18 protein-coding genes and 1 tRNA gene are annotated in these 21571 nt (G+C 62.7%); 13 read left to right on the top strand and 6 right to left on the bottom strand.

Going from position 1 to position 21571, the window contains the following annotated elements:
• The first annotated feature begins 107 nt into the window (after positions 1-107).
• Entirely contained in the window at positions 108-1775 is a 1668-nt protein-coding gene (gene leuA / locus P7228_RS13185; RefSeq protein ID WP_278017772.1) for a 2-isopropylmalate synthase, read from the top strand.
• On the opposite strand, the gene P7228_RS13180 is transcribed toward leuA, so the two are convergent.
• Together P7228_RS13180 and P7228_RS13175 are read right to left on the bottom strand one after the other, a co-directional pair.
• Positions 1772-3412 (bottom strand): vWA domain-containing protein, encoded by a 1641-nt coding sequence (locus tag P7228_RS13180; RefSeq protein ID WP_278015693.1) that lies wholly within the window; start codon positions 3410-3412, stop codon positions 1772-1774. The genes leuA and P7228_RS13180 overlap by 4 nt on opposite strands.
• Positions 3413-3589: 177 nt before the next feature.
• The gene (locus tag P7228_RS13175; RefSeq protein WP_278015692.1) at positions 3590-5599 is read right to left on the bottom strand and encodes a S9 family peptidase; all 2010 of its coding nucleotides are present in this window, start codon (positions 5597-5599) and stop codon (positions 3590-3592) included.
• 239 nt (positions 5600-5838) lie between these two features.
• Here P7228_RS13175 and P7228_RS13170 point away from each other — a divergent pair, with 239 nt between their 5' ends.
• Entirely contained in the window at positions 5839-6885 is a 1047-nt protein-coding gene (locus P7228_RS13170) for an amidohydrolase family protein (RefSeq protein ID WP_278015691.1), read from the top strand.
• Between the two features lie 106 nt (positions 6886-6991).
• Positions 6992-7978: an NAD(P)H-dependent flavin oxidoreductase gene (locus P7228_RS13165; protein WP_278015690.1), complete on the top strand. Its 987-nt coding sequence runs from the start codon at positions 6992-6994 to the stop codon at positions 7976-7978.
• On the opposite strand, the gene P7228_RS13160 is transcribed toward P7228_RS13165, so the two are convergent.
• From P7228_RS13160 to P7228_RS13150, 3 genes are all read right to left on the bottom strand, one after another.
• Entirely contained in the window at positions 7959-8444 is a 486-nt protein-coding gene (locus P7228_RS13160) for an AHH domain-containing protein (protein ID WP_278015689.1), read from the bottom strand. The genes P7228_RS13165 and P7228_RS13160 overlap by 20 nt on opposite strands.
• 64 nt (positions 8445-8508) lie before the next feature.
• Entirely contained in the window at positions 8509-9315 is an 807-nt protein-coding gene (locus P7228_RS13155; RefSeq protein WP_278015688.1) for a hypothetical protein, read from the bottom strand.
• Positions 9316-9449: 134 nt separating this feature from the next.
• Entirely contained in the window at positions 9450-9878 is a 429-nt protein-coding gene (locus tag P7228_RS13150; RefSeq protein WP_278015687.1) for a flavodoxin family protein, read from the bottom strand.
• Positions 9879-10018: 140 nt separating this feature from the next.
• On the opposite strand from P7228_RS13150, the gene recJ reads away from it, so the two are divergent.
• From recJ to phoB, 10 genes are all read left to right on the top strand, one after another.
• A complete protein-coding gene (recJ, locus tag P7228_RS13145; protein WP_278015686.1) occupies positions 10019-11806 on the top strand; it encodes a single-stranded-DNA-specific exonuclease RecJ in 1788 nt (595 codons plus the stop codon).
• Positions 11807-11866: 60 nt separating this feature from the next.
• A tRNA-Glu gene (locus P7228_RS13140) sits at positions 11867-11941 on the top strand.
• A gap of 112 nt (positions 11942-12053) precedes the next feature.
• Positions 12054-13271: a sensor histidine kinase gene (locus P7228_RS13135; protein ID WP_278015685.1), complete on the top strand. Its 1218-nt coding sequence runs from the start codon at positions 12054-12056 to the stop codon at positions 13269-13271.
• Positions 13272-13412: 141 nt separating this feature from the next.
• Positions 13413-14789, top strand: coding sequence for an OprO/OprP family phosphate-selective porin (locus P7228_RS13130; RefSeq protein ID WP_278015684.1), 1377 nt, complete (start codon positions 13413-13415; stop codon positions 14787-14789).
• Between the two features lie 129 nt (positions 14790-14918).
• Complete coding sequence (locus P7228_RS13125; protein WP_278015683.1) at positions 14919-15968, top strand: substrate-binding domain-containing protein; 1050 nt, start codon at positions 14919-14921, stop codon at positions 15966-15968.
• A 16-nt stretch (positions 15969-15984) separates the two neighbouring features.
• Positions 15985-17370, top strand: a complete 1386-nt coding sequence (pstC, locus tag P7228_RS13120) for a phosphate ABC transporter permease subunit PstC (RefSeq protein ID WP_278015682.1) — start codon at positions 15985-15987, stop codon at positions 17368-17370.
• The gene (pstA, locus tag P7228_RS13115; protein WP_278015681.1) at positions 17363-18613 is read left to right on the top strand and encodes a phosphate ABC transporter permease PstA; all 1251 of its coding nucleotides are present in this window, start codon (positions 17363-17365) and stop codon (positions 18611-18613) included. The genes pstC and pstA overlap by 8 nt, the downstream gene beginning before the upstream one ends.
• Positions 18614-18651: 38 nt before the next feature.
• The gene (gene pstB / locus P7228_RS13110; protein ID WP_278017771.1) at positions 18652-19398 is read left to right on the top strand and encodes a phosphate ABC transporter ATP-binding protein PstB; all 747 of its coding nucleotides are present in this window, start codon (positions 18652-18654) and stop codon (positions 19396-19398) included.
• Positions 19398-20066 carry a phosphate signaling complex protein PhoU gene (phoU, locus tag P7228_RS13105; RefSeq protein ID WP_278015680.1) on the top strand — a complete coding sequence of 223 codons (669 nt, stop codon included), beginning with the start codon at positions 19398-19400 and terminating at the stop codon, positions 20064-20066. The genes pstB and phoU overlap by 1 nt, the downstream gene beginning before the upstream one ends.
• A gap of 68 nt (positions 20067-20134) precedes the next feature.
• On the top strand, positions 20135-20824 hold the full coding sequence (gene phoB, locus P7228_RS13100; RefSeq protein WP_278017770.1) for a phosphate regulon transcriptional regulator PhoB: 690 nt from the start codon (positions 20135-20137) through the stop codon (positions 20822-20824).
• A 13-nt stretch (positions 20825-20837) separates the two neighbouring features.
• Here the strand turns inward: phoB and P7228_RS13095 are convergent, their stop codons facing one another.
• A complete protein-coding gene (locus P7228_RS13095; RefSeq protein ID WP_278015679.1) occupies positions 20838-21569 on the bottom strand; it encodes an extensin-like domain-containing protein in 732 nt (243 codons plus the stop codon).
• Positions 21570-21571: the final 2 nt, after the last annotated feature.

Below are 21571 nucleotides of genomic sequence, written 5' to 3'. Positions count from 1 at the left end.
CGTGACCTGCGGCGTGCCTTTGAGAGCGCGCCGGGCGCTCAAGGGAAGATAGCAAACTCCACTTTCCAATTTCGAAGAAGTTCAAACCAATGCACACTCCCCGCAACATGTTGCGCGATCCGTCCGCCAAGTACCGTCCGTTCCCGCAGGTCCCGCTGGAAAATCGCCAGTGGCCGAGCCGCACGATCACTGCGCCGCCGCGCTGGCTCTCGACCGATCTGCGCGACGGCAACCAGGCGATCGTAGACCCGATGGACGCGGTGAAGAAGAACCGCTTCTTCGACCTGCTGGTCGAGATCGGGATCAAGGAGATCGAGGTCGGCTTCCCCAGCGCGGGCCAGACCGAGTTCGATTTCATCTCCGGACTCGTGCGGTCGTGCCGGATACCCGACGACGTCATCGTGCAGGTGCTGACGCAAAGCCGCGAAGACCTGATCCGGACCAGTTTCGACAGCCTGAGCGGGGCGAAGCAGGCGATCATCCATCTTTACAACGCGGTCTCGCCCGCGTGGCGCGATATCGTGTTCCGCATGTCGCAGGACGAAGTGCGCGAGATCGCGGTGGCGGGTGCGAAGGTGCTGCGCGACGAGGCCGCGAAGCGACCAGATACCGATTGGCATTTCGAATATTCGCCCGAAACCTTCTCGACCGCCGAGCTCGATTTTTCGATCTCGGTCTGCGAGGCGGTGATGGAGGTGCTCCAGCCCACGCCCGAACGGCCGATCATCCTCAACCTGCCTGCGACAGTCGAGGCGGCGACACCCAATATCTACGCCGACCAGATCGAATATTTCTGCCGCAACCTGCCCAATCGCGAAAGCGCGGTCATCAGCCTGCACACGCATAATGACCGCGGCACCGGGGTCGCGGCGGCCGAACTTGGCCTGATGGCAGGCGCAGACCGCGTCGAAGGCTGCCTGTTCGGCAATGGCGAGCGCACTGGCAATTGCTGTCTCGTGACGGTCGCCCTCAACATGTACACGCAGGGCGTCGATCCAGGCCTCGATTTCTCGGACATCGACCGCGTGATCGAAACCGTCGAGTTCTGCAACGAACTGCCAGTGCACCAGCGCCACCCCTATGGCGGCGAACTGGTATTCACCGCCTTCTCGGGATCGCACCAGGATGCGATCAAGAAAGGGTTCGAGGCGCACGAACGGCAGAACGACGAGCAATGGCGCGTCCCTTACCTGCCGATCGATCCGGCCGACCTGGGCCGGAATTACGAGGCGGTGATCCGCGTAAATTCCCAGAGCGGCAAAGGCGGCTTTGCCTGGGTGCTCGAGCAGGACCAGGGCCTCAAGCTGCCCAAGCAAATGCAGGCCGATTTCTCCAAGCATGTGCAGCGCATGGCCGACGAGCTTGGCCGCGAACTCAATGCGGCGGATATCTGGGAGGCATTCAAGCAGGCCTACCAAGTGCAGACCTATCCCAAGCATTTCCAGCTGGTCGATTACGAGGAGACCAAGGCGGTCGATGGCACCCGCGTGTTCTCGGGCAAGATCGCCGTCGATGGGCAGGAACAGAGCGTCAGCGGACGTGGCAATGGCCTGATCTCATCGGTCGTCTCGACGCTGGAGGACGCCTTCGACCTCGACCTCAAGGTGCTCGACTACACCGAACACGCGCTCGGCTCTGGTCGTGATGCACGGGCGGCAGCCTATCTGATGTGCGAGACGGGCGACCGGGTCATCTGGGGTTGCGGCATCGACGAGGACATAGCCACCGCATCGGTGCGCGCGGTGCTCAGCGCTGCGAACAGCGCGGCTGCCTAGTCCGCCTTGCGCAGCTTGAGGCGTTCGTCACCCACGACGGCCTTGAGGTCGAGCCTGCGGCCCCTGCTCTTGAGTTCATAGGCAAACACCAGGTCGGTGTTGTCGATTAGCAGCTTGCCATCGCCCTGCTGGTAGGTTTGCCGAGTGGCCGTGCCGCTCTCCTCTCCGCTTTGGCGATAGATGATGAACCCGCGATCGGCGGTGAACTCGACGATATCCCCTTGCGAGGTGCCTGACAGGCCGCGCTCGGATTCCACCATCCAGCGACCGAGCAGGTCGGATGCAGGTGGGGAACCCAATGCCATGGCCATACGTGCGGCCAAGCTGGCAACCATGGCTCGCTCGCGGTCAAGAAAGGCGAGATCGCTGGCTGCCATGCGGGCGTTGAGAAATGCCGCCAGTTCCGCAGCGCGCTCTGGATCGCCTTGCGCATGCCACGCTTTCAGCGAGGCCTGCAGCACAAGGTATTCCTCGACGAGCTGCTGCGCGGCGGCAAGCCCGCCCGAGGTCGAGCCGAGCGTTACTTCGGCCGAGTGTTCGCGCGTTTCCCCGGCTTCGGTGACAGACAATCTCGTTTCGAGGAGCGTCCCAACCGATCCTCCGATTTGGCCGTCGGGCGCCAGAGTGACATACACCCCGTTGCCGCGCTGGGCGACGAATGCCGGCCCCAAGTCGAGCGCGACGGAGCCATCCTCATGTCGCTCCACCAGCTCTTCGGGCACTCCTAACACGGCCGAGATCCTGCGCCCCGCGCCCGGCTTGAGAATGACGCTCGCGCTCTCCGGGCCCGCCCCCAGCAATTGCGGCCAGGCCTGCTCGAACAGGCCCGCCACGTCGAAATGCGGCGTCATCTCGTAGAACCGTCCGCCGTTGAGCGCCGAGAGCTGAAGCGCGGTCGCATTGTCATAGCGATGATCGACGCCGACAAGGCTCAGCCCGATCCCGTCGGCCGCTGCTCCCTCGGCCAGCGCCATGAATCCCGCGGGCCGCTCGCCGTAGATGTTCGGGAGGTCGTCGGTAAACAGGACAACGCGTTCGGCGCCATGGGCGCGGGCGAGATCAAGCCCTAGCCTTAGCCCTGCTTCCATGTCGGTTTCTTCGCCCGCCTCGAGCGCATCGAGGATATCGGCGATCTGCTCGCGCACCTCCGCCACAGGAGATTCTGGCAGTTCCACCTTCGCGCTGGCGCCGAAGCTGACCATCCCGACCCGGTCGCCGTCGCGCAATCCGCCCAGCACACGGGCCAGGGAGGCCGTCACCTCCTCCAGCTTCCAGCCTTTCATGGAACCCGAGCGGTCGATCACCACCACCAGGCTGACTGACTGTTCAGGCAGCGCGTCAGGCATTGCTTGCTGGGCGAAAGAGAGGCCGACGAAGATATCATCCCCCGGCCGCATGGTCAGATCGGCGGGCATCGCTTCCGCGCCGATGCACAGCGCCGCATCGCAATCGGCAGGCGCCGGGAGCGCGAGCGAATAATCCGCGAGCAGCCCCTCGAGCGAGAGGTTATCGGGGAGCGGCACGAAAGGGCTGTGGGCGATGATGGCGCGGAAATCGGAAATCTCCGCTGCCCCTTCCACTTCAGCGGGATCGGTCGCGACGATCGCGAGCTCGGCTTCCTTAGCTACGGCCGGCAACAGTGGGCTGGCAGCGCAAGCGCCCGCCAGCACTAGACGCGATACCGCGCGGATCAATACCTGTCGTCCTCCCCATTGCATCACGCAAGGCTACCAGATCACCTCGCGCGCGAAAGCCGAACCGGCAGCAAATCAGGGCAAAAGTTCGGGAATTTACGATCCTGTGACGGCTCGCCGCTACTGGCTTGCAGGCTTCAGGCGGGCATCGAACCATTCGACCCAGCGTTCTACGTGATCCTTCACGAAGCTCGGTCGGCTGATCGTATGCGATTCGTCGGGATAGACGACCAGGCGGGTGTCGACGCCGCGACTCTTGAGCGCCTGGTACATCTGCTCGCTCGCCAACGTCGGTACGTTCACATCGGAACCGCCGACCATGAACAGCGTGGGCGTGATGATCGTCTGGTTGCGAAAGAAGGGATAGCTGATCCGCATCCAGCCTTCGAGGTTCTCCCAAGGCTTGCCGATTTCCTGCTCGTAGGCGAGCACGTAGTGGTCGGTGCCGTAGCCAGATAGAATGTTGGAGATCGAAGCTCCGCTGACCGCCGCCTTGAAACGGGTATCGCTGGCGATGGTGTAGTTGGTCAGCATGCCGCCATAGCTCCACCCGCCCACTCCGAGCCGATCGGGGTCGGCGATCCCGGCGGCGACCGCGTGATCGACCGATGCCAGCACGTCCTGCACATCGACCGAGCCCCAGGCCGCGGTGAGTGCGGCGGAAAATTCGCTGCCACGGCCGGTGCTACCCCTTGGGTTTGGCGCGATGACGGCATAGCCCGCCCCTGCAAAGACCTGCTTGAGCATGTCGAAGCTGTAGTCGTGCTGCGAATCCGGCCCGCCGTGAAGGTGCAGGATTGCCGGAAGCCTTTGTCCCTTCGAGGAATCCGCCGGATAGGTCACAAAGCCCCTGACCTCGATGCCGTCTGCACTGGTGGCCGAATACCGTTCGGTCCGCCCGAAATCGAGTTCCGCCATCAGAGCATCGTTCTGCTCGGTCAGGCTGCGGATCTTGCCACCCTCGACCGCATGCACTTCCCGCGGTCGCTCCATCGTGGATGACATCACCGCGACACGGCCCGCGGGCGAGACCGCCAGCTCCGCAATGTCGATATCGCCACCGATCAATGTCCTCACCGCGCCCCCTCCCGAAGGAACGCTGGAAAGTATCTGGCTCCCATTATCCTCGACCACCATCAGGATGCTGCGGCCGTCCGGCGACCAGGCAAATTCGAAGATGTTGCGATCGTGCTGCCCGGTCAGCACCCGTTCCTCGCCGCCAACGGAGGGTACCGCGGCGAGATGCGTGATCGCGTACCAGGGAAACGAGACCGCCGGATCCCCTCCCCGCAAATAGGCGATGGTCCTGCCGTCCGGACTCCACTCGGGCATAGAGTCTTCGCCCGGATGCGTGGTGAGTTGCCTGGGCACCCTATCCATGGCGGCCAGCTCGCCGACAAAGATATTGCTGTCGACAGTCCGGTCGGGATCGTCGACCCGCTTGGATACGAAGGCGACCGCTGTGCCAACGGGGGAAAACGCCGGTGAAGATTCATCATGATCTCCCTCGGTCAGCCGCTCAGCGGTGCGACGCGCCAAGTCGTAGATCCAGATGCGTTCGCGGCGATTGTCGAGGTACCCCTCCCCGTCGCGCTTGAACGCAAAGCGGTCGATGACGATCGGCGATGGTATCTCCTCGCCATCAGCGGACTCTCTCGCATCAGGTTCCGGGTCCTTGACCACCAGAGCAAGCTTGCGCCCATCCGGCGACCAGTCGAAGTCGGAAACGGAACCGTCCAGCCCCTCGAGTGGCCGCGCCTCCCCACTCGCCTGTGGCAGCAGCCACAGCCTTGTCGGTCCGTCGTCTTCATCGCCTCCACGCGATGACAGGAAGGCGAGCCAAGTACCATCAGGACTGAAACGCGGCGAGCTCTCGCTCTCGCCTTCACGCGACGTGAGCTGCCTGTCCCCGCTACCATCCCAGTTTACCGCCCAGATATGCGAAACGTTCTCGTCGCGCTCGACATCGGGCGTGTCCACGACAAAGGCAATCGTTGTACCATCTGGAGAGATATCGGGTGAACTGACCGTCTTGAGGCGCAGCAGATCTCCTGGCTCCGGAGGACGTGCCAACACCAATGACGATGACACCAGAACCGCTACCGCCAAGGCCGTGTTGAGAACCCGCATGCATACCCTCCAGCAAAACGCTCGGTTTAATCCGGCAAAGAACAGGGATTTGCAATCGAGCTTGTTCCATGCGCCATGCAATTTCCTACCTTGCGTCGGGCAACTATGACGATCGGCATGCTCGACTTGCCGCCAGAAAGACGTTCAAGGCTTGCCGCGCCCCATCCAATCCGCTTTCATCGCCATGGACTGTGTTCCATGTGTTCCATCCTGTAGGAACAGCCCGGGGGAAACGAGCGATGACCGAAGAAATCCTAGAGCCCGATCTGCCGATCATCGATCCGCACCACCACCTGTGGGACTTGCGACCCCTTGTGGGCGCGTTTCCCGAGCCACGGCACCCCTTCATCGCTGCCATCGCAGAGCATCCCTATTACACCTTCAACGAACTCCACGCCGATCTCACCAGCGGCCACAACATCATCGGCACCGTGTTCATGGAATGCGGCGCATTTTATCGGGCCAATGCCGACGAAGCGATGAAGGTGGTCGGCGAAGTCGAATATGTGAACGGCGTAGCCGCGCAGGGCGCGAGCGGCCTCTATGGGAATATCCGCCCTTGCGCAGCGATTGTCGGGCATGCGGATTTGCGCTCGGGCGACAGCGTGTCGCAGGTGCTGGGAGCGCTGCAAGGCGCCGCCCCGGAACGCTTCAGGGGCATAAGGCATCAGGGAGCATGGGACGCCGATCCGGAGGTACTGGGAGCACCCTTCCATGCGCCAGAAGGTCTCTATCTCGACGGCGAGTTCCGGCGGGGATTTGCGCAGCTAGGCAAGCATGGCCTTACCTTCGATGCCTGGCTGCTGGAGCCGCAACTGCCCGACCTGATCGATCTTGCCCGGGCATTCCCCGACCAACCTATCTGCCTCGACCATTGCGGTACACCGCTGGGAATGGGCAGCTACCACGGCAAGCTGCACGAACGTTTCGACGCCTGGCGGCACAATATTCGTGAGCTGGCGAAGTGCGAGAATGTGGTAGTGAAGCTCGGCGGGCTGGCCATGTCGTTCTGTGGTCTGCCCGACAAGGGGCCAGCAGCAGGGACCACTTCCGAGGATCTCGCCGCCATGTGGCGCCCCTATATCGAAACCTGCATCGATGCCTTCGGCGCCAATCGCGCGATGTTCGAAAGCAACTACCCGGTCGATTACTGGGGCGCGGATTACCCGGTCCTGTGGAACGCGTTTAAGCGGCTGACGACCGGCGCCAGCGGCAACGAAAAGCGGGCGCTCTATGCCGCCACCGCCGCCAAATTCTACAAGATCGAACATATTCTGCCCGGTTGACGCTACGGCATCGCACTCCCTTCGATCCTAGCAATTTCGCCCTCTCGACACCGCCCGGCGGGCTGCCTAATCGGCATCGCGACAAGTGACAGAATTGGAGAGTTCCATGGCCCTTCCCGCACCCTTCGACCGACTGCGCCTGCCGCTGATCGGCTCGCCGCTGTTCATCGTGTCTGGGCCGGAACTGGTCATTGCGCAGTGCAAGGCCGGGATCATCGGCAGCTTTCCTGCCCTCAATGCGCGTCCGCAGCCACTGCTCGACGAATGGCTGCACCAGATCACCGAAGAACTGGCCAAGCACAATCGCGAACACCCTGAACGCCCGGCCGCGCCCTTCGCAGTCAACCAGATCATCCACAAGTCCAACGACCGGGTCGAAGCCGATATGGCGACCTGCGAGAAGTGGCAGGTTCCGATGATCATCACCTCGCTGGGCGCGCGATCCGAGATCTTCGACGCCGTGCGCAACTGGGGCGGGATCACCATGCATGACGTGATCAACAACCGCTTTGCCAACAAGGCCATCGAGAAAGGCGCCGACGGGCTGATTCCTGTTGCTGCGGGGGCCGGTGGTCACGCCGGCACGCTCTCGCCCTTTGCGCTGATGCAAGAAATTCGCGAGTGGTTCGATGGCCTGGTCGCGCTGTCTGGCTCGATCGCCAATGGCTATTCGATTCTCGCCGCGCAGGCGATGGGGGCCGACTTCGGTTACGCCGGCAGCGCCTTCATCGCGACCGAGGAAGCCAATGCTGCGCAAGCCTACAAGGACTGCATCGTCGCCAGCAGCGCCGACGAGATCGTCTATTCGAATCTCTTCACCGGTGTTCACGGTAACTACCTGCGCCGCTCGATCGAGGCGGCCGGCATGGATCCCGAGAACCTTCCCGAAAGCGATCCGTCCAAGATGAACTTCGGCAGCGGCGGCAACACCAAGGCCAAGGCGTGGAAGGACATTTGGGGTTCTGGCCAGGGAGTCGGTTCGATCAAGTCGGTTGGCACGGTCGAGGACATGGTGGCGCGATTCGAGCGCGAGTACCATCAGGCCAAGGCCGAACTCGCGGCCAAGTCCAACTTCACGGCCTGGCAGGACTAGTCGCCACCCACAGCGTATCGGCCATCGCGTCTAGCTCGGTAAAATCGAACCCCTGACCAAGCGGATCCATGCGATTCAGCACCATCCGGTCGCGCTCGGCCAGCAGGCGGCGGCGAAGCGCGGACTGGAGGAGACGCAACCGGAACAGGGCCTCGACCAGGGCCGCCTCCGGGTCGTCGCTGCGATGGGACGCCCAGCCCGCTTCGATACTGCCGACGCGTTCGATCACCAGCGCGTTGTAGTCCCTATGCGGACCCCGGTGCAGCGGCAATCCCATGCGCTGCGCCCCGTTCTCGTTGGCCGGGAGCAGCAGGCCGTTCGCGCGGAAATCGTCGAACCCGACCCGCTCACAGCCGATGCGATCAAAGAAACTGCCAAAACAGCGCTGGGTTACCAGTTGCTGCGGCAGGAGATGATGCCGCTGCACCCCGGGAAGATAACCTGGCGCACCACGCCGATTGACCATGCGAAACGGTATCGCCTTGCGGCGACATTCTGTGCGACCCAAACGTTCCCTCCCGCGAGGTTTCTTATTCGATCCTGACCCTGACGATTCTCCCGTTCTCTATCGGCTCCATCGCCAATCGGGTGCCGTCGGGCGCAATGACCTGTTCGACGCCTTCTATTGCCCCCGCGAGAACGAGCTGGTTCACCAGCCTGACGCCCAACCTCGTCGCAGCTACTGCATCATCGGAAAGTGGCGGCTCGATCCGGATTTCCTGACCGATGAAATGCGCCAGCCCAACGCTCTGGATTGCTCCATCTTCAGCCTGATCGAACGCCGTAAGTCCGAGCGCGGGGAATGCGCCCCCATCGAGCCAGGCAGTGACAGTCGATTCGAAAAACCGCCGCCCGACGATCGAATGCGCAGGCGGCCAGACAATAGCTCTCAGGTTTTCGAAATGGTGCGCCAGGTCACGCGCTAACGCGATCATGCCGCGCACGACAGGAAGGGCTCTCTCGCCCCCGGCCAGATGCTCGCCGGGAGCAAGATGCAACGCCTCGAATGACTCGGCGCGTTCTGGAGCAGAAAAGTCAAACGCATGCTCGAAGTGAGGCGGCGGAGACGTCGCTTCTGGCGCCAGACCATCAAGATCGAACGTGAGGCCGTTGAACAGCAATTCCAGCCACCCGCCCGACGCCTCCCGACCCGAAGCACTAGCGACGTTGTTTCGATCGATAACCGCATCGCTTCCCCCGACCAGACGCAGGTGCACGTCTGCCGGATCGAAACTGAGCGAGACGTTGGCATTGGCTGCCGTGAATTCCCTGACTGCCGCCCGATCAGGACGCTTCCCCCGCTCGAACAGCAGGTAGATCCCCTTATCCTGAATCACGCGATCGCCATGACGGTCATATTTCGCTGCGATGTCCCAGCCCCCGAGCAAGTCTCTTCCCCGCGATCTTCTTGCTCAATTCGAACCGCAGGTCGAGTCTCAGTATGTCCGAAACGGCGCATGTCACGGGAATGTCAGAAAATCCCGAGCGCGATCCCTTCGCCAAGCGCGCTTCCTAGCGCCCGGCAATCGGCAAGCCTTTCTTCCGGAACGGTTTTCGCGGCCAGGATCACTTCCGGGGTTTGCGCATCCAGGTTGACGATGATGGGATCGGCGACGCGCTTCAGGCGCCAACCGGTGGCTATCCGATCGATCTGGCGCTGCGCATTCTCTCCGTCGGACCCGGCCGCGATCAGGGTTGCGTAAGCCCGCCCCTCGATGCGCCCCAATACTGGATAATAGCAGCGATCGAACATCTCCTTCATCTCGCCGCTCATCGAGGCAAGATTTTCAGGACAGACGAATAGAAAAGCCGATGCATCAAGAATGTCCTGCGGCTGGACCTCTGAAGCCCTCATTAGCCTAGCCCGACCTTCCGCCCCGCTGGCCGCGGCCCGCGCCATGGCCTCGCTGGCGCCGGTGCGGCTATGCCACGCTATCAGGAGGTTGGGACTGGTCACTAAGGGCGATCAAAGCGCCCTGCCCTGTCGATTGTCAATTGCATGCCCTGTTCGCTGGGCGTTCCTTGGGCTAGAAATCGCCCATGGCATCGCGCGCGCTATCTCCCGTATTCGACGTATCCTCCTCGCTAAACGGACAGGCCTGGCACTGGCGCGGGGCCAGCTTCGGGATCTCAGGCGGAATCGCTGGCCTTGAGGACGATATCCTCACCCAGCTGTTGCTGACGCGCGGGGTTGCGAGAGACGATATTGCGCGGCACGCGAAGCCGACCTTGCGCGACTTTCTTCCGGACCCGTCCGAATTCCGCGACATGGATGCTGCCGCTGAGCGTATTACTCAGGCCATTCTCGGCGGCGAGACGATCACGATCTACGGCGATTACGACGTCGATGGCGCGACGAGTGCCGCGCTGCTCGTCAGCCTGCTGCGCGACCTCGGTGTCGAGGCCGGCTATTACATTCCTGATCGCCTGCTCGAGGGCTATGGCCCCAGCGGCGAGGCGCTGGTCCGACTGGGCGAAGAAGGGTCGAGCCTGATCGTCACGGTCGACTGCGGCGCAATGGCGTTCGATGCGCTCAAGCAGGCGCGCGACGCCGGGGTCGATGTGATCGTGGTCGATCACCACAAGTGCGCCGCCGAACTTCCCCTCGCGGCGGCATTGGTCAATCCCAACCGGCTCGACGAGAACGACATTGCGAGCGCGCACGGACATCTGGCAGCGGTCGGTGTCGCATTTCTGCTCGCCATCGCGCTCGTTCGCACGTTGCGCGACCGCGGCTACTTCGCCGAGCGGTCTGAGCCCGACCTAATGAGCCTGCTCGATCTCGTGGCCTTGGGCACCGTCGCAGACGTCGCCGCCCTTCATGGACTCAATCGAGCCTTTGTCGCGCAAGGGTTGAAGGTCATGGCGCGCCGCGAGCGGATCGGCATGGCGGCGCTGATCGACGCCAGTCGTCTCAACCGCGCGCCGAAGTCGAGCGACCTCGGTTTCGCGCTGGGCCCGAGGATCAACGCGGGCGGGCGGGTCGGGGAATCGACGCTCGGCGTAAGGCTGCTCACGACCGAGGACCCCGATGAAGCGCGCGAGATTGCCGAGCAGCTTTCATCCCTCAATGAAGAGCGTCGCGCGATTGAGGCCGAGGTCCAGCAGGCGGCGGAAGAACAGCTTTCGAGCCAGCACAACCGCGCCGTCCAGCTCCTATCGGGCCGCGGCTGGCACCCGGGTGTAATCGGAATCGTTGCGGGCAGGATCAAGGAGAAGACCGGCAAGCCGGCGATCGTCATCGCGGTCGACGAGGCCGACGGGATCGGCAAGGGATCGGGCCGCTCCATTTCGGGCGTCGACCTGGGCGCTGCAATCATCGCTGCGCGCGAGGCCGAATTGCTGGTAGCTGGGGGTGGCCATGCAATGGCGGCTGGATTGACCATCGAAGCAAGCAAGCTCGAAGCGCTTGGCGAATTTCTCGACGAGCGGCTCGCTCGCCAGGTCACCCAGGCCCGCGACGGCCAACAGATGCAACTCGATCTTGCGCTCGCCCCCGGCGGGCTGACGCCGGACCTAGTCGAGACCCTCGAACGGGCAGGTCCCTTCGGGGTCGGATGGCCGGGACCGCGGGTCGCCATTGGCCCCGTTCGAATCGTCAAGGCCGACATCGTCGGCAAAGACCATTTGCGAATCATCGCCGCGGGGCAGGATGGCCGGTCGTTCAAGGCTATCGCATTTCGCGCCGGGGAAACGGAGATGGCACAGACGCTCCTTCATCGCTCTGCCGGGCGACTGTTCCACCTCGCAGGACGCGTCAAAATCGACGATTGGGGAACGCGGCCGCAGGCCGAAATGCATTTGGAAGACGCCGCTTTCGCGAATTGATGCAAGCAGGGGTTGACCGCATCAAATCTCGCGCGTAGAGGCGCGACCTCGCAAGCGCGTGGCCCCTTCGTCTAGCGGTTAGGACGCGGCCCTTTCACGGCTGAAACACGGGTTCGATTCCCGTAGGGGTCACCACCTTGCGCCTCCCCGAAAATTTGCTTTTCAATCCCGGTCTTGCTCCGGGCCCGAGCGATACGCGCAGGCTTAGCGCTTCCCTCACCCTCATCATCTGGTATGGGCGCGGTCGATGGACTCGCGCCAACAGAGATCGCCGGACAAGCCGGTTGCCGGAATCCTGATTGCTTTTGCCGCCGGTGCGGCAATGCTTGCATTCGGCGTCGATCCGTTCCTCACGGCAGCAGTTGTTCTTGTTTGGGCCGGAAGCCTCTTCCTGGCGACCGCCAAGCCGCCCGAAGTGCCGGCGGGCAATCGATCGAAGCCTTTGACCCGCGACAACATTGGCGAACTGATCGAGAATTCGTTCACCCCACTGCTCGTTACCGACCGCAACAAGGTCGCGATCGCCAACCGCACCGCCCGAAAGATTCTCGGCAAGCATATCGTGGGCCAGGACTTGCGTGTCGCCTTCCGCCATCCCGAAGCGATCAAGCTGCTGAGCGAGGAGCGAAACGGCACCGCAATGATCCGCGGACTGGTTCGTCGTCGCGACTTGTGGCGGATCAGTCGCCAGGCCGTGAGTGACGAACTGGGCGTGATCGAACTGATCAACCAGACAGCGGAATCGGACATCAGCCGCGCGCATACCGATTTCGTCGCCAATGCCAGCCACGAGCTGCGCACCCCCCTCGCCTCGATCATCGGCTATGCCGAAACACTTAGCGACGATCCCGGTTCGGTGGACGAAGCGACCCGAAACCGCTTCCTCGACCGCATCAAGCAGGAGGCTGCGCGAATGCAGCACCTGGTGAGCGACCTGATGTCGCTTTCGCGGGTCGAAGCCGAAAAGCATGATTTGCCGGCGGATACTTTCGATCTCTCACCTACGGTCGCCCGCGCGGCGCGCGATTCTGCAGGTGAGGAAAGATTCGGGCGGGTCGAGTTGCTTTCGGACGGTGACCTGCGGATCCGCGGCGAAGAGCGCCAGATCGAGCAATTGGTGCGTAACCTCGTCGATAATGCGCTGAAATACGGCGATCCGACGGAGAAAGTCACCGTATCGTTGGAGCGAACACCGAATGACCAGGTGCGACTGACGGTTCAGGACCGAGGCGAAGGGATCGCACCGGAGCACCTTCCCCACCTCACCCGCCGCTTCTACCGCACTGATCCGGGACGCAGCCGAGCATCGGGTGGCACAGGACTGGGCCTCGCGATCGTCAAGCATATCGTTGAGCGTCATCGCGGACGAATGGAGATCGACAGCAAGCTGGGCGAAGGGACTTCGGTCATCGTCAGGTTTCCGCTTGCTGCCAGCGGTGACAGAGCGGCTGCTCCGGGGAAATAGGCGTTAATTACGGCCTATCCACAGGGTTTCCACAGGCAGCTTCCCTCTCCTCCCAGCCTGTCACACAGCGGTAACAGACCGGTCATAGACGCGGCCTCGATCACAGGGATCGTCACGCAACCGCAAAAGGATACCGGTTCAATGTTTAGCAAACGACGCGCTACGCTGCTCGCAGCGGCGCTTTCCTGCACCATGGCGACACCGCTTGCCGCGCAGGAAACGGGAGTCACCTCCGACGATTTGGCAGCTCTGCGCGCGGAACTCGCACGCCTTGCTGCGCGGGTCGACCAGCTAGAGGGCGAGCTGGAACAGGCCGAAGCCAAGGCCGACGCTGCGACGAGCGCTGCGGCAGCCGCCAGCGAAAGCGTTGTTGCCGTGCAAGCCAAGGTCGACAAGGCACCCAGCGTCAAGTTCAAGGGCGCGCCGGTGATCGAGGCCGAAGGTGGCTGGAGCTTCAAGCCGCGCGGGCGCCTGATGTACGACGTCGGTTCAACCAATGCGCCGGATTCGACCGGCCGCGAGGACGGCTTCGGCAATGAAACCCGCCGCGCGCGCCTCGGCGTCGAAGGCGATATCCCGGGCGGGTTCGGCTACAAGTTCGAAGTCGATTTCGCCGGCAACGAGGTCGAGGCGGCAGATGCCTACCTCTCCTACTCGGATGGCCCGGTCGAATTCATCGTCGGTCACCAAAACAACTTCCAGTCTCTGGAAGAACTGACCAGCAGCCTCCACACGACCTTCATCGAACGCGCTGCCTTTACCGACGCATTCGGTTTCGAACGGCGCATCGGCGCCTCTGCGACCTACAAGCAGGGCATCGTGCTGGCCCAGGCCGGCCTGTTCACCGACAATTTCGACGACACCGCCACCAAGAACCGCGGGGCAGATGGCCGTCTCGTGATCATGCCGAAGATGGGCAATGCCCAGCTCCACCTGGGCGGTTCGATCCATTACAATGACATCGACGATCCGGCTGCGACCGTGCGCTATCGTCAACGCCCGTTGGTGCACTTCACCTCGGAGCGGTTCATCAACACCGGCAACCTCAACGCAAGCAGCGAGCTCGGTTACGGCCTCGAGGCGGCAGCCATCGCCGGACCACTCCATTTCGCGAGCGAGGGTTATTGGCAGAAGGTGAATCGCCCCGGCGCTCTCAGCGACCCGACCTTCTTCGGCGGATATGCCGAAGTCGGCTATTACCTCACCAAGGGTGATACGCGGGGATACAAGAGCGGCAAGTTCGATCGCAACAAGCCGGCCAATCCTGTCGGGAAGGGCGGTATTGGTTCGGTGCAGTTCAACCTGCGCTACGACTATCTCGATCTGACCGATGCTGGCATCGTCGGTGGGACCCAGAACGGCTACCAGGCCTCGCTGGTGTGGAAGCCGACCGATTACACGCTCTTCGCGCTCAATTACGGCAAGATGAGCTATGACGACGCGGTCTATGCTGCCGCCGGAGGCGACAGGTCTTACGACGTCGATGCCTTCGGTGTCCGCGCCCAGGTCGACTTCTGATTTGATGCCAAATTCGGACCGCGGCCGGTCGCGACAACGGGCCGCGGTCCACTCAAATTCGAAGACTGTCGCAAAACTGTCATATTTCCGCGCTTAGGCGCGCTCACCCATTCATTAGAGGGTACCAAGATGTTCAATCCTACGAAATTCGCATTTCTTGCTGCTTCGGCACTGGCACTGGCTGCTTGCGGCGACACTGGCGGCAGCGGCGGCGGGACGCGCGATTCGGTGCGCGCCGTCGGTTCCTCGACCGTGTTCCCCTTCGCCAAGGCGGTGGCCGAATCGCTCGCCCGCTCGAACCCGAACCTCAAGTCGCCGATCATCGAATCGACCGGCACCGGCGGCGGCATGAAGCTGTTCTGCTCGGGCGTCGGCGCCGACACTCCGGACATGGCCAATGCCTCGCGCCGGATGAAGGCTTCGGAGTTCGAGGACTGCCAGAAGAACGGCGTCACCGACGTCATCGAACTGCAGGTCGGCCTCGACGGGATCGCCTTTGCCTCCTCGCAAGGCGGCATCATGATGAACCTCACGCCCAAGATCGTCTACGAAGCGCTGGCCGCTGCCCCCTATGGCAAGGAACAGACCGCCAAGAACTGGTCGGACGTCGATCCCTCGCTGCCCAACAAGCCGATCCTGGTCTACGGCCCGCCCTCGACCTCGGGCACCCGCGACGCGCTCAAGGAACTGGTTCTCGAGGCCGGCTGCAAGTCGAACCCGGAGATGAAGGACCTCAAGGAAAGCGATGAGGACCGCTACGACCAGCTGTGCACCGAGGTGCGTTCGGACGGCGCCTATGTCGACCAGGGCGAGCAGGACAACCTGATCGTCCAGAAGATCGAGGGCAATGCCGATGCGGTTGGGGTTTTCGGCTATTCCTATCTTGAGGAAAACGCCAACAAGGTGCAGGGGCTGCCCATGAACGGCGTCAACCCGACCTACGAAAACATCTCGACCTTCGCCTATCCGGGCGCGCGTCCGCTGTTCGTCTACGTCAAGAAGGCGCACCTCGATGCCATCCCTGGCCTCAAGGAATACATCGCCGAATGGACCAAGAACTGGGCCAAGGACGGACCGCTGGCCAAGATCGGCCTGGTCGCCTCGCCCGATGACGTGATGGCCAAGAACATGAAGGCCGCCACCGAATACACCACCCTCACCAGCGCCGAGCTGAAGTAAGGGTTATTGCACGGATATGTCGCCAACCATCCTGCTTCTCCTGGCCCTGGGCCTCGGGCTTGCCGGTTGGTTGGCGGCTCGTGCGCGCGCATGGAGCTTCCGTGCCAGCGCGCCTGATGGGCGCCTCGCCGCCCTCCCCAGTTATCATGCCTGGTATGTCGCGCTCTGGATCGTCATCCCGGTGCTGCTGTTCATCACTGTCTGGACCCTCATCGCTCCGGGCCTGGTGACGCAATCGGTGCTCGCCGATCCCGCAGCGGCAGACCTGCCGGCGTTCGATTTCCAGCGTCAGACAATCCTCAACGAAGCACGCGCAGTAGCGACCGGCGCGGCGCCCGCGGTGTTCAACCAGGAAGCGGACGCGTTGATCGAACCGTTCCGCGAAGCAATCGCTCGATATCGCCTGATCGGAATTGCGGCGACGCTATCCATCGCGCTCCTGTTCGGCGCCTGGTCGTTCCTGAGGCTCAAGCCCGACTTCACCGCCCGAACCCGGGTGGAGCGCGCCGTCATGGGCATCCTGCTCCTGGCATCGCTGGTTGCCATCCTGACGACGCTCGGGATTTTCGTCAGCCTCGTGTTCGAGACGCTGCGGTTCTTTGGAATGGTCAATCCGATCGATTTCCTGTTCGGTACGCATTGGGCGCCCGACCCGATGGCCAACCCCGACAATCCGGACGCGAGCCGATATGGCGCCATTCCGCTTTTCTGGGGCACCATATTCATCGGTGCGATCATCGCCATGATCGTCGCCATTCCGTTGGGCCTGATGAGCGCCATCTACCTGACCCAGTACGCCAGCCCGCGCTGGCGCGCATGGCTCAAGCCCGCGCTCGAAATTCTCGCGGGCGTTCCCACGGTGGTCTACGGATATTTCGCCGCGCTGACGGTGGCACCGTTCATTCGCGATCTGGCGCTGTCGGTGGGGATTTCCAACCCGTCGAGCGAAAGCGCCTTGGCCGCCGGCCTTGTCATGGGCGTGATGATCATCCCCTTCGTCTCGTCGATGGCGGACGACAGTATCGCGGCAGTTCCGATGGCCATGAAGGACGGCAGCCTGGCGATGGGAGCAACCACTTCGGAGACAATCCGGCGCGTGCTGGTGCCCGCCGCCCTGCCCGGCATCGTCGCCGGGATCATGCTGGCCATCAGCCGCGCGATCGGCGAAACGATGATCGTTGTCATGGCGGCCTCGACCGCCGCCAATCTTAGCGCCAACCCGCTCGAGGCGATGACAACCGTCACGGTGCAGATTGTCGCCATGCTCACCGGGGAAGGCAGTTTCGACCATCCCGCCACGCTCAGCGCCTTCGCTCTCGGGTTCGTGCTTTTCCTGGTTACGCTTGGGCTGAACTTCATCGCCCTGCGCGTAGTCAAGAGGTTCCGCGAAGCCTATGAGTGAGCACATCGCCCCGACCCGCACCGAGGCATTCGAGAAGCGGCTGAACCAGCGCTACGCCGCTGAGCGTCGCTTCAAGGCACTGGGCCTTGGCGCGATCCTTTTCTCCGTCCTTGTCCTCGCCTTCCTGCTCGTGAGCATGACCATCCAGGGAGTTGGCGGCTTCCAGCGCGCCGAGCTGACGGTGCCGATCGACTTCGCCGAATCCGGCATTTCCGGCGATGCGTCGACGCTTTCTGGCAGCGATGCGATCCAGAATCTCGAGGCGCAGGGTCTACCCGCGGTCGTGGACTTCTTTGCCAGTGAAGCACTCGGCGAAGAGGGCGCCAGCGAGCTCGGCAGCCAGGCGTGGCGAGAGGTAGCGCAGGCAATCGTCGACGATCCCGCGATCCTTCGGCAGCAAGTGACCTTCAACCTGCCGGCAAGTGCCGGGCTGGCGTCGGCATATTCCGGCGAAGGTAGCGCGGAAGAGCGGCTGCTGGTCGAGAAGCTCGAGAACCAGGGCGTGCTTTCGAAGAATTTCGATCCCGGATTCCTGTCGCGCTCGGACGCGACCAATCCTCAGCAGGTGGGCATCTGGGGCGCGCTGAAGGGGTCGATCTATACGATGATCGTGACCCTGTTGCTGGCGTTTCCGATCGGCGTCCTGGCCGCGCTCTACCTGGAAGAATATGCACCCAAGAATCGCTGGACCGACCTCATCGAGGTGTCGATCAACAATCTCGCCGCGGTGCCCTCCATCATCTTCGGCCTGCTTGGCCTGGCCGTATTCCTGTGGATCTTCCCGAATTACCGCTCCGCCCCGCTGATCGGCGGGATGACGCTGGCGCTGATGACGATGCCGGTGATCGTGATTTCCGGGCGTAACGCGATCAAGGCGGTCCCTCCGTCGATCCGTGACGGTGCCTTGGCGGTGGGCGCGTCGCCGGTCCAGGTGGTGTTCCACCATGTGCTGCCGCTGGCATTGCCGGGGATTCTTACTGGGACGATCATCGGAATGGCCCGCGCCCTGGGCGAGACCGCCCCGCTGCTGATGATCGGGATGCGCGCCTTCGTGGCGACGCCTCCGGATGGATTCACTTCTCCCGCGACCGTGTTGCCGGTACAAATCTTCCTCTGGTCGGATGAAATCGACAGCGGCTTCGTCGAGCGCACCAGCGCGGCGATCATCGTCCTCTTGCTGTTCCTCCTCGTGATGAACGGTCTCGCCATCTACCTGCGCAACAAGTTCGAGAAAACCTGGTGACCGTAGTCCATCCCAATCTTGAAGTTACCGAAGCAAAGATGCGCACCAAAGGCGTATCGGTCTATTATGGTGACAAGAAAGCGATCGACGATGTGTCGATCGATATCCCTTCCGAATTCGTGACGGCCTTCATCGGCCCCTCCGGCTGCGGCAAGTCGACGTTCCTGCGCACCCTCAACCGCATGAACGACACGATCCCAAGCGCTCGCGTCGAAGGTTCTATCGAACTCGACGGTGAGGATATCTACAGTTCGGGGATGGACGTGGTGCAACTGCGCGCCCGGGTAGGCATGGTTTTCCAGAAGCCCAATCCCTTCCCGAAATCGATCTACGAGAACATCGCCTACGGCCCCAAGATCCACGGACTCGCCGAGGGCAAGACCGATCTCGACGAAATCGTCGAACGTTCGCTCAAGCGAGCAGGCCTCTGGAACGAGGTCAAGGATCGACTGACCGATTCCGGCACCGCGCTGTCGGGCGGCCAGCAGCAGCGATTGTGCATTGCGCGCGCGATCGCGGTCGACCCCGAAGTCATCTTGATGGACGAGCCTTGCTCGGCGTTGGATCCGATCGCCACCGCGAAGATCGAAGAGCTGATCGACGAGTTGAACGGTCGCTATGCCATCATCATCGTGACCCACTCGATGCAGCAGGCGGCCCGTGTGTCGCAGCGAACCGCCTTCTTCCACCTCGGAAAAATGGTAGAATACGGTCGGACCTCCGACATCTTCACCAATCCGATCGAGGAGCGGACCAAGGATTATATCACAGGGCGGTACGGTTAATGGCAGAGCATACGGTAAAAGCCTTCGACGAAGACATCACCCACCTGCGCGGCCTCATCACCGAGATGGGCGGCCTGGCGGAAGTGGCGATCCAGGAATCGCTCGATGCCCTGGTTCGGGGCGACGAGGAACTGGCGCAGAAGGTCGTCGATGGCGACAAGAAGCTCGACGCGCTGGAAATGCAGGTCGACAAGCTGGCCGTGCGGGTGATTGCCTTGCGTGCGCCGATGGCGGACGATCTGCGGGAAGTCATTGCCGCGCTCAAGATCGCCGGCGTCGTCGAACGGATCGGCGATTATTCCAAGAACATCGCCAAGCGCGTGGGAAGCATCGAGGGGCGCGAGCGGTTCGAGCCGCTGACCCTGCTCCCGGCCATGGCCGAGTTGGCCAGCGACATGGTGCATGACGTCCTCACCGCCTATGCCGCGCGTGACGCCAATCTGGCGCGCGAAGTCATCGCTGCTGACGCCAAGGTAGATGCTTTCTATAACAGCATTTTTCGCAATCTGGTCAGCCACATGGTGGAGAATCCTTCCACCATTTCGAGTGCAGCCCAGCTGCTCTTCGTGGCGCGCAATATCGAGCGGATCGGGGACCACGCAACCAATGTTGCGGAAATGGTGCACTTCGCCGCAACCGGAGTTTATCCTCCTGATGAGGACCGCTGACACAAAACTGTAGCGGGACGGTCATATCGCAAAGGCGTCACCTGATGGACAAAAAGGGATCCGACGCAATGCCTACCGCCCGCTTGCTGCTGGTCGAAGACGACCCGGCGCTGTCAGAACTGCTCGAATTTCGGTTCCAGAAAGAAGGTTACGACGTCCGCGTCACCCCTGATGGCGACGAAGCGATGGTCATGGCGCGCGAGCAACGCCCCGATCTCGTCATTCTCGACTGGATGATCGAAGGAACCAGCGGCATCGAGGTGTGCCGCCGTTTGCGCCGCGACAAGGACACTGCGCACGTCCCCATCATCATGCTGACCGCACGCGAAGCGGAAGATGACCGCATCCGCGGACTGGAGACCGGTGCCGACGATTATCTGACCAAGCCGTTCAGTCCGCGCGAGTTGCTGGCCCGAGTGGCAGCGGTCATGCGCCGCATTCGCCCCGCCCTTGCCGGCGAGACGATCCAGGTCGGTGATATCACGCTCGATCCCGTCGCGCACAAGGTGGAGCGCCAGGGACAGGTCCTCCAACTGGGCCCGACCGAGTACCGCCTGCTCAAGTTCTTCATGGAGAGCCCCGGACGTGTCTTCAGTCGCGGCCAGTTGCTCGACGGGGTGTGGGGCACCGAGAGCGACATCGAACTGCGCACGGTCGATGTTCATATCCGGCGGCTGCGCAAGGCGATCGAGATCGAGGGCGCCGATGACCCGGTGCGTACCGTGCGATCAGCCGGTTACGCGCTCGACGCCGCCTAGCCAGCTGGCAACTTCAGCGGCACACCTGGGCCCAGCGGGTTCCCTGGTCGAGATGAAAATGGTCGGCGTGCTGGGCGTTGTATTCGGGCGAGAGCACAGTGGTGAAGCTGTTGCAGGCGGTGTCGCGCGCCGCCTTGAGGAATTCCCCGCGCGCGTCATTGCCCCAGTCACCCTTCACGGTGATGCGCCGGCCATCCGCCAGGACGAATCCCGCGATGTCGATCGCATTGCCCGTGGCATGTTCGCTCCACGGACCGGTGTTGCTGCCGTTGACCCGCCTGCAGCTGTTGGTGCCGAGATGATCGATCTGCACCACATGCGAGCCCAGGTGGGTGACAGCGGCTTCCTGCACTCCGTGGTCGAGCCAGAACTTCAGCCCTGCGCCGACCGGGCACGTCATTGCAGCACCGCCCGGAGAGAGTGGCGCTGCGCTCATCACCGTACGGTCGATCAAGGCGCATGATCCCTCGCCTGTAGGGGTGAGCTGCCGGAAGGCGACTTCGCTGCGCTCGAGGGTGGCGCGGCATTCGGCCCGGTCGCGCACCAATCCCATGATCTTGAAGTTGGTTGCCACTCCCGGCGGGTCGCGCAGGTCGAGCGGGGCCAGCGGATTGTGTTCTGGATGCTTCTGCAGCCAGGTGTAACCGGCGAAAAGCAGGGTCAGGACGATGAACCAGCCAATCACCTTGCGATCTGTGGCAAGGCGTCCGGCGCGTTTCGAGAGGTCAAAGGGGAACTGTGCCATCT

Source organism: Altererythrobacter sp. CAU 1644, assembly GCF_029623755.1.
GTDB classification, from domain to species: Bacteria; Pseudomonadota; Alphaproteobacteria; order Sphingomonadales; family Sphingomonadaceae; genus Erythrobacter; species Erythrobacter arenosus.
This window is presented reverse-complemented; position numbering and strand designations above follow the sequence as displayed.

Coding starts and splice junctions, on each gene's coding strand:
- leuA (WP_278017772.1), top strand. CDS start 108: ATGTTGCGCGATCCGTCCGCCAAGTACCGTCCGTTCCCGCAGGTCCCG.
- P7228_RS13175 (WP_278015692.1), bottom strand. CDS start 5,599: ATGCGGGTTCTCAACACGGCCTTGGCGGTAGCGGTTCTGGTGTCATCG.
- P7228_RS13170 (WP_278015691.1), top strand. CDS start 5,839: ATGACCGAAGAAATCCTAGAGCCCGATCTGCCGATCATCGATCCGCAC.
- P7228_RS13165 (WP_278015690.1), top strand. CDS start 6,992: ATGGCCCTTCCCGCACCCTTCGACCGACTGCGCCTGCCGCTGATCGGC.
- P7228_RS13160 (WP_278015689.1), bottom strand. CDS start 8,444: ATGGTCAATCGGCGTGGTGCGCCAGGTTATCTTCCCGGGGTGCAGCGG.
- P7228_RS13150 (WP_278015687.1), bottom strand. CDS start 9,878: ATGGCGCGGGCCGCGGCCAGCGGGGCGGAAGGTCGGGCTAGGCTAATG.
- recJ (WP_278015686.1), top strand. CDS start 10,019: ATGGCATCGCGCGCGCTATCTCCCGTATTCGACGTATCCTCCTCGCTA.
- P7228_RS13135 (WP_278015685.1), top strand. CDS start 12,054: ATGGACTCGCGCCAACAGAGATCGCCGGACAAGCCGGTTGCCGGAATC.
- P7228_RS13130 (WP_278015684.1), top strand. CDS start 13,413: ATGTTTAGCAAACGACGCGCTACGCTGCTCGCAGCGGCGCTTTCCTGC.
- P7228_RS13125 (WP_278015683.1), top strand. CDS start 14,919: ATGTTCAATCCTACGAAATTCGCATTTCTTGCTGCTTCGGCACTGGCA.
- pstC (WP_278015682.1), top strand. CDS start 15,985: ATGTCGCCAACCATCCTGCTTCTCCTGGCCCTGGGCCTCGGGCTTGCC.
- pstA (WP_278015681.1), top strand. CDS start 17,363: ATGAGTGAGCACATCGCCCCGACCCGCACCGAGGCATTCGAGAAGCGG.
- pstB (WP_278017771.1), top strand. CDS start 18,652: ATGCGCACCAAAGGCGTATCGGTCTATTATGGTGACAAGAAAGCGATC.
- phoU (WP_278015680.1), top strand. CDS start 19,398: ATGGCAGAGCATACGGTAAAAGCCTTCGACGAAGACATCACCCACCTG.
- phoB (WP_278017770.1), top strand. CDS start 20,135: ATGCCTACCGCCCGCTTGCTGCTGGTCGAAGACGACCCGGCGCTGTCA.
- P7228_RS13095 (WP_278015679.1), bottom strand. CDS start 21,569: ATGGCACAGTTCCCCTTTGACCTCTCGAAACGCGCCGGACGCCTTGCC.